Source organism: Pseudomonas campi (assembly GCF_013200955.2).
Taxonomy (GTDB): Bacteria; Pseudomonadota; Gammaproteobacteria; order Pseudomonadales; family Pseudomonadaceae; genus Aquipseudomonas; species Aquipseudomonas campi.
In genome coordinates, this window is sequence record NZ_CP053697.2 from 3,263,833 (window position 1) to 3,280,631 (window position 16,799).

The window sequence follows — 16,799 nt, forward strand, 5'->3', positions numbered from 1 at the left end:
CATGCGAAGCCAAGCCCTGCGCGCCGACCTGCTGATGTTACTGACCGCCATGATCTGGGGCTCGGCCTTCGTGGCGCAACGCCTGGGCATGGATGCCATCGGCCCCTTCCTCTATACCGGCCTGCGCTTCGCCCTGGCCAGCGTGGTGCTGTTGCCACTGGTCGTGCTGCTGAGCCGCCGTGGTGGCGAAAAAGCGCCCGAACCGATCAACCGCAGCCTGCTGCTCGCCGGTCTGATCATGGGTCTGGCCCTGTCGCTGGGCATCAACCTGCAGCAGGTCGGCCTGCTGTTCACCAGCGTCACCAACTCCGGCTTCATCACCGGTCTGTACGTCATCGTGGTGCCGCTGCTTGGCCTGTTCATCGGCCACAAGACCGGTATGGGCACCTGGCTGGGCGCCGGCCTGGCGGTAGCGGGGATGTTCCTGTTGAGCGTAGGCGAAGGTTTCCAGGTCGCCTCCGGTGACTGGCTGCAGCTGGCCGGCGCCTTCGTCTGGGGTGTGCATGTGTTGCTGGTGAGCTTCTTCGCCAGCCGCCACGATCCGCTGCGCCTGGCTTTGCTGCAATTCGCCACCTGCGCGGTGATCAGCCTGGTCCTGGCCCTGATCCTCGAAGAGATCAAACTCGACGCCATCCTCGCCGCCGGCCCAGCGATTCTCTACGGCGGCCTGTTCGGTGTGGCCGTCGGCTTCACCCTGCAGGTGGTGGCGCAGAAGCATGCCATCGCCTCGCACGCGGCCATCATCCTGTCACTGGAAGCGGTATTCGCCGCCATCGCCGGCGCGCTGCTCCTCGGCGAAGCACTGGCACTGAAGGGCTACATCGGCTGCGCCCTGATGTTCGCCGGCATGCTGCTGGCGCAGCTATGGCCGAAGAAGACCCTGACGAACTAGCAGGTTGTTGAAAAACGTTGGCGAGGCAGCCAGCGCAAGGCAAAAACAGGCGAAAAAGCGCAGTTTACGAGCTGTAAATGAGCATTTTGAGCCTGTTTTTAACGCCGCGATGGCAACGCAGGTAGTTTTTCAACAACCTGCTAGAGAAAGGCTTTGACGGCCAGATGCGCGGAGCTGTTCTCGTCCACCGGCCAGCGGTGCTTGGCCCCCAGGTAGCGTTCGGTGAACAGGTCCAGCCAGGCATCCAGCGCGCCCGCCGCCCGGCCATCGCCGGCCTGTTCCAGGCACAGGGCGGCGACTTCGGCGGTACACAGGTGCTCGTCGCGCTTGGAGCGACGCAGGCGGTAGCGCGACAGCTGCTCCGGCTGCAGGCTGAGCACCGGCAGGCTGTCGAGGTAGGGGCTCTTGCGGAACATCTTGCGCGCCTCGGTCCAGGTCGCATCGAGCAGGATGAACAGCGGGCGCTTGCCGCTGTCTGCCGGCAGTTCGCCGATGACCCGCCGCGGCTCGGCATACTCACCGGGAAACACCACATAGGGCTGCCACTGCGGATCGGCCAGCAAGGCCAGCAGGGCCGGATCGACCGTCGTGCGCTGCCAGCCGAAGGCGAAGGTATCGGCCACCAGATCGGCAATCAGCCAGCCGGTGTTGCTCGGTTTCAGCGCTTCCACGTCGTACATCAGCAGGCATACCCCCGCCCGCGCCTCGACCTGCGGCAGCCAGGCACACAGGCAATGACTACCCAGCACCCGACAACGCGGGCAGCGCGGTGCCCGCGAGCCGCGCGCCACGAAAGGCTTGAGGCTGCGTGCCAGGCGTTCGGCGCGCAGCCGGGCAACGGCGTGAGTCATGGATAAACCTGCGGAGTGAAGAGCAAAGGGCGCGCAAGTCTAGAGTAAGATGGGCAACGACTGAACCCGCCAGCTGCCGGCCGGTCGAAGGATTCTGTCTTATTTAAGGAGATCGTCCATGCTGCGCCCCGTCACCCTGCTCGCCCTCAGCCTCGTCCTGCCCATCGCCCAGGCGGCTTCCCTGCAGGAATACGAGCTGGCCCGCATGCTCGGCCAGGTGGCCAAGGAAAGCAGCGTCGGTACGCCGCGGGCGATCAACGAGGACATCCTCGACCAGGGCTACACGGTGCAAGGCAACGAACTGATCAATCACCTCAGCGTGCGCAGCGGACACGCGGCGCAGATGCGCGGCAACCCCGACGCGGTACGCCAGCAACTGGCGAAGAGCGTCTGCGCCAACACCGGCTATCGCCAGCTGTTGGCCCGCGGAGCCGTGCTGCGTTACGAGTTCAGCGAGTACCAGAGCAATCGTCCGGTCACCACCGAGCGTTTCGCCAAGACCGATTGCGGTCTGCAATAGACCGCGCGCTCAACTGCCTTCGGCGCGCCTCTGCTCGTCGTCGGCACGTAACTCGGCGAGCAGCGCCTCCATGTAGCGTGAGCGCCGCACACCGCCCTCCAGGCGTCGGCGGCACTCGTCTTCCAGGCTTAGTCCAGCGGTTCGCGAGGCCTGCACCAGCAGGCGATACAGCTCCAGATCCAGTTCCAGCGTCAACTTGGGCATACCTGCCACTCCCTTTGCCGTCCTCATGTCATCCCTGACCAACCCGCCTCAGAACCTGCTTACAGGTTGTCAACGCAGGCTCAGGGGATCTCCCTCACCACAGACCGCCGCCCACTCCTCAGGGCTGAGCAACTGCAGCGGGCTCATCTCCAGCAGTTCAGCCGCCGCCTGCAGCACATGCGCCCAACTGGCCCGATTGGCAAACAGCATGCCGACCTCGTTCAGCGTCCCGCCGCGGTTCTGGTAACCCAGCACACGCTGCCAGCGGGCCTCGCCCAGAATCGGCCAGAGATGCCCGCGAGCCACTTCGGGACGCATGTGGGTGAGCAGTATCCGGCGGCCACAGGCCGCCGGGAACAGCTCCTCGAGCAGCGCTGCCGGGGCCACGGCCATGGCCTCCCAGACATCACGCGGCGCGCGGAAGCGCCCTGGTTCCTGCAAGTAAATCAGACGCCAGGCGCAGCCTGCGGCGCTCAGACGAACGGCGGCGCGGCGCATCTCGGCCAACTGGTAGCTGCCGGTAGCAATCAACAGCAGCGGCTCGGCACCCGGCGCCTGATCCAGCAGGATGGCGCCATCACGGGCCAGGCGTTCGGCCTGCTGCTGATCGAAGACCGTTGGCCGCTCGCGCTTGGGTGCCACCACGCAGGCCAGCTGTCCGCGTGCCTGGTAGATCTCTGGTAACAAGGCCAGCAACGAGTTGTGATCGGCGGGAAACAGCACCCGCAGCATGTCGTTCATCTCGCCAAGCAAGGCCTCGCAGAACGTGGTGTCCTGATGCGACTGCTGGTTCTTGCCGTTCTCCCAGGTATGCGAAGTCGCCACCAGCGGCCAACCCAGCCAGCCCGCCGGGCGCCCGATCTCCTTCTGCTGACGGGCGAAGATCAGGCACTGGCGCACGGCGCCGAGCATCTTCACGCAGAAAGCCTCGTAGCTGGCGACCAGGTTCAGCCCGCCCTGATTGGCCAGGCAGGCGGATACCACTGCTTCCTCGTTGAGCGCGGTGATGATCGCGCCGTGCAGCGACTCCTGCTCGTTTTCCGGGCTGCTGACCCGATGTTTCAGCGCCTTGAGCACGCCGCCCAGGCGGTTGCTGGCCAGCTCGTCCGGATTGCCCACCCGCGGCCGCAGCCCCGGATTGGCTTGCACCAGATCGACAAAGAATCGATCCAGGGCCGCCATCGGTGAACAATCGCTGGACTGGTAGTGCAGCTCAGGTAATTGCGGGGTGGCTGGCTGACGTACTGCCAGAACATGCTCACGCTCAGCCGGGCGCGCACTGCGTGAGGTGATGAACAGCGCACAGGCCTGTGCCAGTTCGTTCGGCGCTACCCACAAGGGCGCCGCGTGCTGATTGAACAGCGCTCGGACGGCAGCATCGCCATGTGGATTGCCCGGCAGTGGCAGGTTGTGCGCGGCATTGCTGCCGGCGCCATAGAAACCGAAACCTTTCTGCGTTTCGGCAATGCCGTAGGACATCGGTAGCGGATAGTGCAGGATCTGGTTGTGCAACTCCTGCACGCGGTGCTCCAGGCGCTGTTCCATCTCCCAGAGGGCGCAGGCAAACGCCGCCGGGTCGCGGCCGTCGAAGCTCAGCGGGTCGAAGCCGCAGCCACGCAGGTGCTGGCGAAAGCCGTCCAGCCCCTCGTGGGTGCCCAGTTCGGTACGCTGTTCGATGCGCCGACCATTGGCGATCATCACTGGCAGCGCCACCCCGCAATCCTCGGCGCGCCACCAGCGCGGCATCCAGTCGCTGCCACGCTGCTCCTCGGCCGCTCCATCGGAGAGGAAGGCCACCAGCTTTTCGCCGGGCAGCGGTATATGGGTGTATTGCAACTCGGCAAAGCCAAGGTAGCCACCCTCGGCAATGCCCCCGCCGGTATGCGGATTGACGTGACTGCCCAGCGGCACGCCCACACTGCCATCCGGTGCCTGCGCATAGCTGTAGAAGTCCGCCACCAGGCGGCTCATCCCGGCCTCGTCGCGCGTGTAGCGCTGTGCCTGTTGCGGATGCTGGTTGGCCGTGAGCAGGTTGAGCGCCTCGATGGCCGCCACGCAGTGCCCCTGCCCCATCAACCAGCCGCGGGTTTCACCGGTCAGCGCGTTGAGCGCCAGATAGCCGGCATAGGCCGGCACCATGTTCAGGGCACCGCCGGTATGCCCTTCTGGTTGCACCTTGAAGTCCTCGGTTTGCAAGGCCGTGCCATCGAGACGTACGCGCCGGGCATAGGTCATGTGTACTACCAGCCAGAGACCGGCAGCATTCAGGCGATCCAGCGCCCAGAGGAATCGATAGACGCGGGCCAGATCCGGCTGCCGACCGCTCTGTACCAGTTGATGAGCCAGGCGGAACACGGCCGCCTGGGTCTCTGGACTATGCTGCACAGGGCCGTAGCCAAGCCGCCACTGGGCAAAACTGCTCTCGTCAGCGGCATGTGCGTCCAGCTCAGCGGCACTCGGAAAGATCTGCGACATGGTTCGGCTCCTCGGGTTTATCGCAGTCTAGGCCTCGCCATCCCCGTCCCGGCTGACCTGTATCAAGGCCCGCGACCAACGGACACGGCAACCTGCAGTCATTCAACCTGTAAGGACACGTCCATGGCTCTGCTCAGCTTTCTCGGCGCTATCCAGCAAGTCACCGGTTCCTGCTACCTGATCGAAAGCCGCGATGGCGCGCGGGTGCTGCTCGAATGCGGCCTGCGCCAGGGTCGTCGCGAGGAGGAAGGTGGCAATCGCGCGCCCTTCCCCTTCGATCCGCTCAGCCTGGATGCGGTGGTGATTTCCCACGCCCACCTCGACCACACCGGCCTGCTACCCAAACTGAGCGCCGCCGGCTACCGCGGGCCGATTTTCGCCACCGAGGCCACCTGCGAACTGATGGAGCTGATGCTGCTGGATGCCGCGCATATCCAGGAGCATGACGCCGAGTGGGAGAACAAGTGGCGCGCGCGTCTGGGCAAGCCACCGATCAGCCCGCTGTACACCAGCCTCGACGCGGAACAGGTGCTGCGCCAGCGCCGACCACTGGCCTATGGGGCCGCACATGAAGTGGCCAAGGGCGTACAGGTGACCTTCCATGAGGCCGGACATATCCTCGGCTCGGCCATCGTCGAGATGGTCGTGCAGGATCATCACCTGAGCCGCCGCCTGGTGTTCTCCGGCGACCTGGGCAATACCTGCTCACCGCTGATGCGCGACCCCACCACTCTCAATCGCGCCGACGTGGTGCTGCTCGAATCCACCTACGGTGACCGCGATCACCGCTGCAGCAGCGACACCCTCGACGAGCTCGCCGCCATCCTGCAGCAGGCCCACCGCGATGGCGGCAATGTGCTGATCCCCTCCTTCGCCGTCGGCCGCACCCAGGACCTGATCTACTACCTCGGACGCTTCTATCAGGAAGGCCGTCTGCCGCAGCAAGCGGTGTTCCTCGACAGCCCCATGGCCATTCGCGCCAACGCCATCTACTCACGCTACCAGGAGCAGTTCGACCCGGCGGATCGCGCCGCCCTGCAGAGCAAAAGCAGCAAGCGCATCGAAGACTGGCTGCCGATCCTGCGCTGCACGCCGCAACCAGAAGACTCCATGGCGATCAACCGGATCCGCAGCGGCGCCATCATCATCGCCGGCAGCGGCATGTGCACCGGCGGGCGCATCGTCCATCACTTCAAGCACAACCTCTGGCGCAGCGAGTGCCACCTGGTATTCCCCGGTTTCCAGGCCAAGGGCACCCTGGGTCGTGCCATCGTCGACGGCGCCAGTACAGTCAAGGTGCTGCACCAGCGCCTTGCGGTGAAAGCCAAAGTACACACCCTCGGCGGCTTCTCCGCCCACGCGGGGCAGTCGCAGCTGATCGACTGGGTCCGGCACTTCGACCATCGCCCGGAGCTGTACCTGGTACATGGCGAGCTGGAAAAAATGCAGGTGCTGCAGCAGGCCTTGCATGACCAACTCAACTGGGTCGCCAGCATCCCCGAACCGGGCGAACAGATTGCTCTCTGAGGGACCTCGCCTCCGTCGAGGTCAGCCTGCTGTTCAGCCCACAGGCTGACCTGCCGCCTCCGCCGATCAATCCGGTTACAAAAGCCTGGCTGCCGCGCTGCAACCCGCCGCTCGTTTGCCTCTCAAAGCGCCACGACCCAGCCATACTCGTAGAACCTGTTTACGATCTTTTGGACTAGAGCCAGACAAGGCGCTACGCCAGTAACAGCCTCCGGCTGGTCAAAACGCCGAGGAAGCGGAGTTTACGTGCTGTAAATGAGCATTCAGAGGCTGTTTTTAACGCGGCATGGCCGACGGCCAGGAGATCGTAAACAGGTTCTTATGCAGGGTCGGGCGCTTCAAGGAAGTGAAATGACCCGAACCGGACCCAGAAAGGAGAAGTTCTATGCCTTATGAACCGGACGACTATCTGTCTCGGCATTTTCAAACCAGCGGGATCGACCTGAGCGGCAAAGTGGCCGAACTCGCCAGCCTGGTGGTACCGCCCGCAAGCCCCAACCTTCCGCTGTACCAGGAAATGCTCACCACTGTGGTACGCATGGCCCAGGCCGACCGCAACCGCTGGGACGCCAAGATCATGCTGCAAACCCTGCGGGAAATGGAGCTCGCCTTCAGCGCCCTCGAACAGTTCAAACGCCGGCGCAAGGTCACCGTGTTCGGCTCCGCGCGGACCCCGACTGATCACCCGACCTACCGCCTGGCCCGCGAACTCGGCCAGACCCTCGCCCGCCTGGACCTGATGGTGATCACCGGCGCCGGTGGCGGCATCATGGCGGCCGCCCACGAAGGGGCCGGCCTGGAAAACAGCCTCGGCTTCAACATCACCCTGCCCTTCGAGCAGGGTGCCAATGCCACCGTGCATGGCAGCGGCAACCTGCTGTCATTCCACTTCTTCTTCCTGCGCAAGCTGTTCTTCGTCAAGGAGGCCGATGCCCTGGTGCTCTGCCCGGGCGGCTTCGGCACACTGGACGAGGCGCTGGAAGTACTGACCCTGGTGCAGACCGGCAAGAGCCCACTGGTGCCCATCGTTCTGCTGGATGAACCAGGCAGCAACTACTGGGAAGAAGCCCTGCGCTATATCCGCGAACAACTGCTGGAACGCCATTACATCCTGCCCAGTGACATGCACCTGATGCGTGTGGCCCACAGCGCCGAGGAAGCCGGTCAGGAGATCGCCCGCTTCTACCGCAACTTCCACTCGACGCGCTGGCTCAAGGGCAGCTTCCTGATTCGCATGAACCACCCGCTCAACGCCGCAGCCCTGAAGACCCTGGACAAGGAGTTCGCCGATCTGTGCCTGAGCGGTGGCTATTCGCAAAAGGATCACAGCGAGGCGGAAAGTGACGAACCGGAGTTCTGCGAGCTGACCCGCCTGGCCTTCCACTTCAACGCCCGCGACCATGGCCGCCTGCGCGAGTTGGTGGACTTCATCAACCTGCCACAGAACTGGGCGCAGAACGGCTGAGACACACGGCACTGGCCACCGGCACAGCGCTGCAACAGATGGAGAGTGCGGATAAAAGAGAGCCCGGAGGTGAGAACCCCAGGCTCAAAGGGGAATTCAGTCCAGGTCGGCGCCGCGTAGCAGGCGACCGATCTGTTCCTGGGAAAAACCGCGATAGGCAAGGAAGCGCCCTTGCTTGGCCCGCTCACGGACATCCGTGGGTAAACCAGCGGGAAACTTGCGCTGCCAGAGCTCACGCAACTGCGCCGACCAGTCGATATCCGCGGCGGCCAGCGCCTGCTCGATTGCTGCTCGCGGCAAGCCGCGCTGGGCCAGCTCCTCGCGAATGCGCAGCGGCCCATAACCGGAACGAGCCTTGCTACTGACGAAGCTGTCGAGATAGCGCGACTCCGACAGCAGCCCCTCCTCCGCCAGGCGGTCGAGGGCGCTGTCGATCAGCTCCACCGGGGCGCCGCGCAAACGCAGCTTGCGGGTCAGCTCCACACGCCCATGCTCGCGGCGCGCCAGCAGATCCATCGCGGTACGCCGCACCGCAACCAGGGTATCGAGCATCATGGACGGCTACCGGCGCTCAGGCGGTGACGATCAGGCGTCGATATCGGCCAGATCGTCGGCATCGGCCGTCGACTCGGCACGAGCGGTTGGGCCGGAAGCCACCAGCAATTTCTCGCGGATGATCTTCTCGATGGCGCTGCCGATTTCCGGGTTGTCTTCCAGGTACTTGGCCGAGTTGGCTTTGCCCTGGCCGATCTTGTTGCCCTGATAGCTGTACCAGGCGCCCGACTTCTCGATCAGGCCGAGCTGCACGCCGAGGTCGATGACTTCACCAGTGCGGTAGATGCCCTTGCCGTAGAGGATCTGGAATTCGGCCTGACGGAACGGCGGCGCAACCTTGTTCTTCACCACTTTGACGCGGGTTTCGCTGCCGACCACTTCGTCGCCTTCCTTGACCGCGCCGGTACGGCGGATGTCCAGGCGCACCGAAGCGTAGAACTTGAGGGCGTTACCGCCGGTGGTGGTTTCCGGGCTGCCGAACATCACGCCGATCTTCATACGGATCTGGTTGATGAAGATCACCAGGCAGTTGGCGTTCTTGATGTTGCCGGTGATCTTGCGCAGCGCCTGGCTCATCAGACGGGCCTGCAGACCGACGTGCATGTCGCCCATCTCGCCTTCGATCTCGGCTTTCGGTACCAGGGCGGCCACGGAGTCGACAATGATCACGTCGACGGCGTTGGAGCGCACCAGCATGTCGGTGATTTCCAGGGCCTGTTCGCCGGTATCCGGCTGCGATACCAGCAGGTCATCGACATTCACGCCGAGCTTGCCGGCGTAGTCCGGATCGAGGGCGTGTTCGGCGTCGACGAAGGCGCAGGTGGCACCCATCTTCTGCGCCTCGGCGATCACCGACAGGGTCAGGGTGGTTTTACCCGAGGACTCCGGGCCGTAGATCTCGACGATCCGGCCTTTTGGCAGGCCGCCAATGCCAAGGGCGATGTCGAGGCCCAGGGAGCCGGTGGAAATGGCCGGAATGGCTTGGCGTTCATGGTCGCCCATGCGCATCACTGCGCCTTTGCCGAATTGCTTTTCGATCTGGCCCAGGGCCGCCGCCAAAGCACGCTTCTTGTTGTCGTCCATTTCCATCCTCACGTATTCAAGAGGGCCAATCGCCCACTAACAACTGTATAAGTAGACAGTAGTATTCCATAAGGCAAGTCGCTCGCCTACCCCTGTCAGGGTTTTTCTCCTGCCGTCAGTCGGAGCAACCCCTGCAGCGCGCGCTCGACCGTCTGCCTGCGTACTTCGCTGCGGTCGCCGGCAAACTGACAACGCTGGCTATACAGCTGATCGGCATCGCCCCAGGCCAGCCAGACCGTACCCACCGGTTTCTCCGGCGAGCCACCACCTGGGCCGGCCACGCCACTGACCGCCACGGCGAACCGCGCCCCACTATTCCGCTGGGCACCGCGCACCATGGCTTCGACCACTTCCTGGCTGACCGCACCGACGCGCTCGAACAGTTCGGCCGGCACCCCCAGCTGGGCGGTCTTCTGCGCATTGGAATAGGTGATATAGCCCGCCTCGAACCAGGCCGAGCTGCCGGCAATGCGGGTGATCGCCTCGGCAATCCCGCCGCCGGTACAGGACTCGGCCGTGCAGACCTGGGCGTGTGCGGCTTGCAGGCCCTGCCCCAGGCGGGTAGCCAATACAGTTAGGGAATCCATATGCGCTCCGGGGTTAAGCGGGTTCGGCGGATACCGTACACTACGCGACTTTGTGAATTAAGCCGGACAGCCAGAACCATGAGTGATCTCTCCGCCCACACGCCGATGATGCAGCAGTACTGGCGGCTGAAAAATCAGCACCCCGATCAGCTGATGTTCTACCGCATGGGCGACTTCTACGAGATTTTCTACGAAGACGCGAAGAAAGCCGCGGCGCTGCTGGATATCACCCTGACCGCGCGCGGTTCGTCGGCCGGCCAGTCGATCCCGATGTGCGGCATTCCCCACCACTCGGCCGAAGGCTACCTGGCCAAACTGGTCAAGCTCGGCGAGTCGGTGGTGATCTGCGAGCAGATCGGCGACCCGGCCACCAGCAAGGGCCCAGTCGAACGCCAGGTGGTGCGTATCATCACCCCCGGCACCATCAGCGACGAGGCCCTGCTCGACGAGCGCCGCGACAACCTGCTGGCCGCCGTGCTGGGCGACGAGCGCCTGTTCGGCCTGGCCACGCTGGATATCACCAGCGGTCGCTTCACCGTGCAGGAGCTCAAGGGCTGGGAAAACCTGCTGGCCGAGCTGGAGCGCCTGAGCCCGGCCGAACTGCTGATCCCCGACGACTGGCCGCAGGGCCTGCCGGTGGACAAGCGCCGCGGCACCCGCCGCCGCGCGCCCTGGGACTTCGACCGTGACACGGCGCGCAAAAGTCTGTGCCAACAATTCGCCACTCAGGACCTGAAAGGCTTCGGCTGCGAGAACCTGAGCCTGGCCATCGGCGCCGCCGGCTGCCTGCTCGGCTACGCCAAGGAAACCCAGCGTACCGCCCTACCGCACCTGCGCAGCCTGCGCCACGAGCGCCTGGACGACACGGTGATCCTCGACGGTGCCAGCCGGCGTAACCTGGAACTGGACACCAACCTCGCCGGCGGGCGCGACAACACCCTGCAATCGGTGGTCGACCGTTGCCAGACCGCCATGGGCAGCCGCCTGCTGACCCGCTGGCTGAACCGCCCGCTGCGTGATCGCGCCGTACTGGAAGGCCGCCAGGACTCCATCGCCTGCCTGCTCGACCGCTACCAGTTCGAACTGATCCAGCCGCAACTCAAGGACATCGGTGACCTAGAGCGCATCCTCGCCCGCATCGGCCTGCGCAATGCCCGCCCACGCGACCTGGCGCGCCTGCGCGATGCCCTGGCTGCGTTGCCACAACTGCAAAGCGGCATGGCCCAGCTGGACGTGCCGCATCTGGCCGAACTGGCGGTGAGCATCCGCACCTACCCGGAACTGGCCGACCTGCTGGCCCGCGCCATCATCGACAACCCGCCGGCGGTGATCCGCGACGGCGGCGTGCTGAAGACCGGCTACGACGCCGAACTGGACGAACTGCAGTCGCTCAGCGAGAACGCCGGCCAGTATCTGATGGATCTGGAAGTGCGCGAGAAGGCCCGTACCGGCCTGGCCAACCTCAAGGTTGGCTACAACCGCGTGCATGGCTACTTCATCGAGCTGCCGAGCAAGCAGGCCGAATCGGCCCCGGCCGACTACATCCGCCGCCAGACCCTGAAGGGCGCCGAGCGCTTCATCACCCCGGAGCTCAAGGAATTCGAGGACAAGGCGCTGTCGGCCAAGAGCCGCGCCCTGGCCCGCGAGAAGCTGCTGTATGACGAACTGCTGGAACACCTGATCGGCCACCTGGCGCCGCTGCAGGACACCGCCGCGGCCCTGGCCGAGCTGGACGTGCTGAGCAACCTGGCCGAGCGCGCGTTGAACCTAGACCTCAATCGCCCGCGCTTCGTCGAAGAGCCGTGCATGCGCATCAGTCAGGGTCGCCACCCGGTGGTCGAGCAGGTGCTGGATACGCCCTTCGTGGCCAACGACCTGGGCCTCGACGACAACACGCGCATGCTGATCATCACCGGCCCGAACATGGGCGGTAAGTCGACCTACATGCGCCAGACCGCGCTGATCGTGCTGCTCGCCCATATCGGCAGTTTCGTTCCGGCAGCCAGCTGCGAGCTGTCGCTGGTTGACCGCATCTTCACCCGTATCGGTTCCAGCGACGACCTGGCCGGCGGCCGCTCGACCTTCATGGTCGAGATGAGCGAGACCGCCAACATCCTGCATAACGCCAGCGAACGCAGCCTGGTGCTGATGGATGAAGTGGGCCGTGGCACCAGCACCTTCGACGGCCTGTCGCTGGCCTGGTCGGCCGCCGAGCAGCTGGCCAGCCTGCGCGCCTGGACGCTGTTCGCCACCCACTACTTCGAACTGACCGTGCTGCCGGAAAGTGAGCCGGTGGTGGCCAACGTGCACCTCAACGCCACCGAACACAACGAGCGCATCGTCTTCCTGCATCACGTGCTGCCTGGCCCGGCCAGCCAGAGCTACGGTCTGGCCGTGGCACAACTGGCCGGTGTGCCGGCGCCGGTGATCGCCCGCGCCCGCGAACATCTGGCACGCCTGGAAACCACCAGTCTGCCCCACGAAATGCCACGCAGCGTCCCTGGCCAGCCAGCAGCTCCGTTGCAGAACGACCTGTTTGCCAGCCTGCCGCACCCCGTGCTGGAGGAATTGGCCAAGATCAATCCCGATGATCTGACACCGCGCCGGGCCCTGGAGCTGTTATATACATGGAAGACGCGCATCTAACGCCAAGCGGCGCAAGCTGATAGAATCGCGCGCAATTTTACGACCGCCCGGTTTACAGCCTGAGCCGCGGCCAATACAGAACGCCTGCAAGCCCGACGCAGAAAGGGATCAGGCCGCCGCCCGAGGAGAGAATCGAACCATGACATTCGTCGTTACCGACAATTGCATCAAGTGCAAATACACCGACTGCGTGGAAGTCTGCCCGGTTGACTGCTTTTACGAAGGCCCGAACTTCCTGGTAATCCACCCGGACGAGTGCATCGACTGTGCCCTGTGCGAACCGGAATGCCCGGCCCAGGCGATCTTCTCCGAAGACGAGGTGCCGGAAGACCAGCAGGAGTTCATCGAACTGAACGCCGACCTGGCCGAAGTCTGGCCGAACATCACCGAGAAGAAAGAAGCGCTGGCGGACGCCGAAGAGTGGGACGGCGTGAAGGACAAGCTGCAGCACCTGGAGCGCTAAGCGCTTCACTGCAACGCAAAAGGCCCGCGCAATGCGGGCCTTTTACTGTGTGCAGCTTTTCTGCGGACAAAAAAAGGGGCGGTGATTAACCGCCCGCTCTTTTTTCCCTACTCCCTCTGTCTCCTGCTCATCATCCTGATGAACCGCGTCCTGCGGTGGTTCCTGACCTTCTTCCTTGAGGGCCTGTGCTTTTCCCTTTGCACGGGGTTCATATTAGCGCTTCGTGCCTGCCGAACAAGGCCACCACTGGGCGACAAGAGAAGCCAAGAGCGAACCGCATTTAAAAATAAACCTATACTTTTCAAATAGTTGAATTTTTACAAGGTAATAAAAAAGCCCATCACCGGCGCCAGCCGCCTGCAATCTCCTACAGCCCCTGTAAGCAATGACTTACAACGCCAACAATAAAAAACCCGGCCGAAGCCGGGTTTCTCATGCCGCCAGAAGTACTTACTGGAACAAGGCGTCACTCGACAAGCCATTCTTCTCGAGGATCTCGCGCAGACGCTTGAGCGCTTCGACCTGGATCTGCCGAACCCGCTCGCGGGTCAGGCCGATCTCCTGGCCGACTTCCTCCAGGGTGCAGCTCTCGTGACCGCGCAGACCGAAGCGGCGAATCACCACCTCGCGCTGCTTGTCGGTGAGTTCCGACAGCCACTGGTCAATGCTCTGCGAAAGGTCGTCGTCCTGCAGCAGCTCGCAGGGGTCGGTCGGCTTATCGTCGGTCAGGGTATCGAGCAGGGTTTTGTCCGAATCCGGCCCCAGGGAAACATCCACCGAACTAACCCGCTCGTTGAGGCCGAGCATGCGCTTGACCTCGCCCACGGGTTTTTCCAGCAGATTGGCGATCTCCTCGGCCGATGGCTCGTGATCGAGTTTCTGCGTCAGCTCACGCGCGGCGCGCAGGTAGACGTTGAGTTCCTTGACCACATGGATCGGCAAACGAATCGTGCGGGTCTGATTCATGATCGCCCGTTCGATGGTCTGACGAATCCACCAGGTGGCATAGGTCGAAAAGCGGAAGCCACGTTCCGGGTCGAACTTCTCCACCGCGCGGATCAGCCCGAGGTTGCCCTCTTCGATCAGATCCAGCAGGGAAAGACCCCGATTGACGTAGCGCCGGGCGATTTTCACCACCAGCCGCAGGTTGCTTTCGATCATGCGTTTGCGACCCGCAGGATCACCCTTCTGCGCTAGACGCGCGAAGTGCACTTCTTCCTGAGGAGTCAGTAGAGGGGAAAAGCCGATTTCATTGAGATAGAGCTGAGTGGCGTCGAGCGCCCGGGTGTAATCGATGTATTTGTGCTGCTTGAGACTAGTGGTCGAGTTTCTGGATTTGGCGCTGGAAAGCGGTAGCTCGGAATCCTCGCTTAACACATCTTCCAGGACGATGCCGGGCTCCATGAGCAGCACTTCATCGTCGACGTCAAACTCCGGCGCTTCTTTATTGAGTGCCATTGTTGTTGTCCTTTGCTGAGTTCGACAACAAGCCCTGGCGGCGCCCATTCCAGTTTCACTTCAGAGAGAACCGGCCCCCCACGCCTGCCGAAACAGACCTGCTGCCGTTCACTTCGCACCTGAAATAAAACTGAACTCACTCCCTGGCAACACCCGAGCCCGTTCCTCCTACTCTGGAACAGACTGGTAGCAAGGTCAGCGACGTGGCAGATATTGCAGCGGATCCACAGGTTTGCCCTGACGGCGAATCTCGAAGTGGAGTTTCACCCGGTCGGTTCCCGTGGAACCCATCTCGGCGATATTCTGTCCGGCTTTGACCTGCTGCCCCTCCCGCACCAGCAGTCTACGGTTATGTCCGTAAGCACTTACGTAGGTATCGCTGTGCTTGATGATCACCAGTTCGCCGTAGCCCCGTAACCCACTTCCGGCGTACACAACGGAACCATCAGACGCAGCCAAAACAGGCTGGCCCAATTCACCGGCGATATCAATTCCTTTATTCAAACTGCCGTTTGACGAGAACTTGCCAATCAGAACGCCATTCGCCGGCCAGGCCCAGCCTTTCGCCGAACGGGTTACCGGCTGCACTTTGCCGGGTACAACCGGGGCCGTTACCGGTGGTTTGCTGGCCTGAACGGGGGGCGACGAAGTCTGCGTCGGCGGTTGCTGTGGCACACGAGTAACCGGCGGCTGAGCCGCCACTACAGGAGGATTGTTCGGCTTGCTGGCCTGAGCCACTACCGGGGCGCTGCTTTGGGGGGAGTCGAAACGGATGATCTGGCCGGGGCGAATCACATAGGGCGCGGGAATATTGTTGCGCGCTGCCAGCCCCTTCCAGTCCCAACCAAAACGGAACGCAATCGAATACAAAGTATCGCCGCGTTGCACGATGTACTGGCCGCCGGTGGCCTGGGGGCGCGCCTGCTGGCCGCCGGCATGATTGCGATCAACCACCTGCACCGGCGTAGTCGGAGAGCTGCCACAACCGCTGAGCAAGACGGCGAAAAGCAATGCACCCAGGCCGGTTCGACCGGCAAGGCCATTTCGCTGCTGTTTGGTTGTGACTGTCACCCCGAGCTCCCTATGCAGGTGTTTCTTATAAGAGCGGCTATTGTGCCGGAATTATGCAGCGGAGCCAGTCGTTTGCTGTTTGCGTCCGGCCAGCCACTCCAGGCCCAGAACCAGGACCACACCAGCAATGGCCAGAAGAATAGCCAGCCAGAGCTGGGCATCCTGACCATTGAGCTGAGCGAACTGCGCCGGCAGCAGGTTGTCCTGCAGCAGGGGTGTCTGCTGACCATGGCTGTCGGTGCGCCAGGTCAGGGTCTGTTTCCACGGCCAGACCTTGTTCAGCGAACCGAGCATCAGGCCGACCAGGAACGCCAGGGTCAGATCACGCCAGCGCGCCAGCAGCCAGGTGAGCAAACGGGCAAAGCTCAGAATACCCACCAGACAGCCAGCAGCGAAGACCGCCAACACAGCGATATCCAGCGTCTTCACCGCACCCAGTACGACGGCATACAAGCCCATCAGCACCAACAGGAAACTACCGGAAATACCCGGCAAGATCATCGCGCAGATGGCAATGGCGCCGGCCAAGAACAAGCTCAGGGGATCGCTGTCCCACTGCACCGGCGAGGCCACGGTGATCCACCAGGCGAAGGCAATGCCCAGCACGAAGCTGGCGAAACGTGTCCAGTTCCAGCGCGTGATCTCACGTGCCACCAGGTGGCTGGACACCAGGATCAGGCCGAAGAAGAACGACCAGACAGGAATAGGATGCTCGGCCAGCAGCCAGGTAATCAGCCGCGCCAGGCTGAAGATGCTGGTCAGAATGCCGCTCATCAGCACCAGCAGGAAGGTGGCATTGGCCGTCTGCCAGGCTTTGACGATGCGTCCGCGCAGCAGCTGCAACAGGGCTTCCGGCACGCTGGCGATCGAGCGCAGCAGTTCATCGTAAATGCCGCTGATAAAGGCCACGGTGCCACCGGAAACGCCCGGCACCACATCAGCCGCGCCCATCGCAATACCCTTGGCGAAGAGCAGCAGGTAATTCTTCATAGCGCTTTCCTT

General features: G+C 63.3%; 15 protein-coding genes. 6 read left to right on the plus strand and 9 right to left on the minus strand.

The features are described from left to right. Position 1 precedes the first annotated feature (1 nt). Positions 2-892 carry a DMT family transporter gene (locus tag HNE05_RS15125; RefSeq protein ID WP_173208870.1) on the plus strand — a complete coding sequence of 297 codons (891 nt, stop codon included), beginning with the start codon at positions 2-4 and terminating at the stop codon, positions 890-892. 140 nt (positions 893-1,032) lie between these two features. Here the strand turns inward: HNE05_RS15125 and HNE05_RS15130 are convergent, their stop codons facing one another. After that, entirely contained in the window at positions 1,033-1,743 is a 711-nt protein-coding gene (locus HNE05_RS15130) for a tRNA-uridine aminocarboxypropyltransferase (RefSeq protein ID WP_173208872.1), read from the minus strand. A gap of 118 nt (positions 1,744-1,861) precedes the next feature. Between HNE05_RS15130 and HNE05_RS15135 the strand changes: the two genes are divergently transcribed. Then, positions 1,862-2,263, plus strand: coding sequence for a quorum-sensing-regulated virulence factor family protein (locus tag HNE05_RS15135; RefSeq protein ID WP_173208874.1), 402 nt, complete (start codon positions 1,862-1,864; stop codon positions 2,261-2,263). A 9-nt stretch (positions 2,264-2,272) separates the two neighbouring features. On the opposite strand, the gene HNE05_RS15140 is transcribed toward HNE05_RS15135, so the two are convergent. Both HNE05_RS15140 and HNE05_RS15145 read right to left on the minus strand, forming a co-directional pair. Continuing rightward, positions 2,273-2,467, minus strand: coding sequence for a hypothetical protein (locus HNE05_RS15140; RefSeq protein WP_173208876.1), 195 nt, complete (start codon positions 2,465-2,467; stop codon positions 2,273-2,275). Positions 2,468-2,536: 69 nt separating this feature from the next. Then, the gene (locus HNE05_RS15145) at positions 2,537-4,942 is read right to left on the minus strand and encodes a phosphoketolase family protein (protein WP_173208878.1); all 2,406 of its coding nucleotides are present in this window, start codon (positions 4,940-4,942) and stop codon (positions 2,537-2,539) included. A gap of 123 nt (positions 4,943-5,065) precedes the next feature. Here HNE05_RS15145 and HNE05_RS15150 point away from each other — a divergent pair, with 123 nt between their 5' ends. Together HNE05_RS15150 and HNE05_RS15155 are read left to right on the plus strand one after the other, a co-directional pair. Beyond that, entirely contained in the window at positions 5,066-6,469 is a 1,404-nt protein-coding gene (locus HNE05_RS15150) for an MBL fold metallo-hydrolase RNA specificity domain-containing protein (protein ID WP_173208880.1), read from the plus strand. A 385-nt stretch (positions 6,470-6,854) separates the two neighbouring features. Further along, positions 6,855-7,934: an LOG family protein gene (locus tag HNE05_RS15155; RefSeq protein ID WP_173208882.1), complete on the plus strand. Its 1,080-nt coding sequence runs from the start codon at positions 6,855-6,857 to the stop codon at positions 7,932-7,934. A gap of 96 nt (positions 7,935-8,030) precedes the next feature. On the opposite strand, the gene recX is transcribed toward HNE05_RS15155, so the two are convergent. The 3 genes from recX to HNE05_RS15170 form a co-directional block, all read right to left on the minus strand. Further along, entirely contained in the window at positions 8,031-8,489 is a 459-nt protein-coding gene (gene recX / locus HNE05_RS15160) for a recombination regulator RecX (protein WP_173208884.1), read from the minus strand. A 30-nt stretch (positions 8,490-8,519) separates the two neighbouring features. After that, the gene (gene recA / locus HNE05_RS15165) at positions 8,520-9,572 is read right to left on the minus strand and encodes a recombinase RecA (protein WP_173208886.1); all 1,053 of its coding nucleotides are present in this window, start codon (positions 9,570-9,572) and stop codon (positions 8,520-8,522) included. Positions 9,573-9,667: 95 nt separating this feature from the next. Further along, on the minus strand, positions 9,668-10,159 hold the full coding sequence (locus HNE05_RS15170) for a CinA family protein (RefSeq protein ID WP_173208888.1): 492 nt from the start codon (positions 10,157-10,159) through the stop codon (positions 9,668-9,670). Positions 10,160-10,237: 78 nt separating this feature from the next. Between HNE05_RS15170 and mutS the strand changes: the two genes are divergently transcribed. Together mutS and fdxA are read left to right on the plus strand one after the other, a co-directional pair. Next, entirely contained in the window at positions 10,238-12,805 is a 2,568-nt protein-coding gene (mutS, locus tag HNE05_RS15175) for a DNA mismatch repair protein MutS (protein ID WP_173208891.1), read from the plus strand. A 139-nt stretch (positions 12,806-12,944) separates the two neighbouring features. Next, positions 12,945-13,268 (plus strand): ferredoxin FdxA, encoded by a 324-nt coding sequence (fdxA, locus tag HNE05_RS15180; RefSeq protein WP_160078909.1) that lies wholly within the window; start codon positions 12,945-12,947, stop codon positions 13,266-13,268. 450 nt (positions 13,269-13,718) lie between these two features. Here the strand turns inward: fdxA and rpoS are convergent, their stop codons facing one another. The 3 genes from rpoS to HNE05_RS15195 all read right to left on the minus strand — a co-directional run bounded on the left by rpoS (position 13,719) and on the right by HNE05_RS15195 (position 16,787). Then, a complete protein-coding gene (gene rpoS, locus HNE05_RS15185) occupies positions 13,719-14,726 on the minus strand; it encodes an RNA polymerase sigma factor RpoS (RefSeq protein WP_173208893.1) in 1,008 nt (335 codons plus the stop codon). 195 nt (positions 14,727-14,921) lie between these two features. Beyond that, the gene (locus HNE05_RS15190; protein WP_420827011.1) at positions 14,922-15,746 is read right to left on the minus strand and encodes a peptidoglycan DD-metalloendopeptidase family protein; all 825 of its coding nucleotides are present in this window, start codon (positions 15,744-15,746) and stop codon (positions 14,922-14,924) included. Between the two features lie 102 nt (positions 15,747-15,848). Continuing rightward, complete coding sequence (locus HNE05_RS15195; protein ID WP_173208895.1) at positions 15,849-16,787, minus strand: polyprenyl-phosphate transporter; 939 nt, start codon at positions 16,785-16,787, stop codon at positions 15,849-15,851. Positions 16,788-16,799 lie beyond the last annotated feature (12 nt).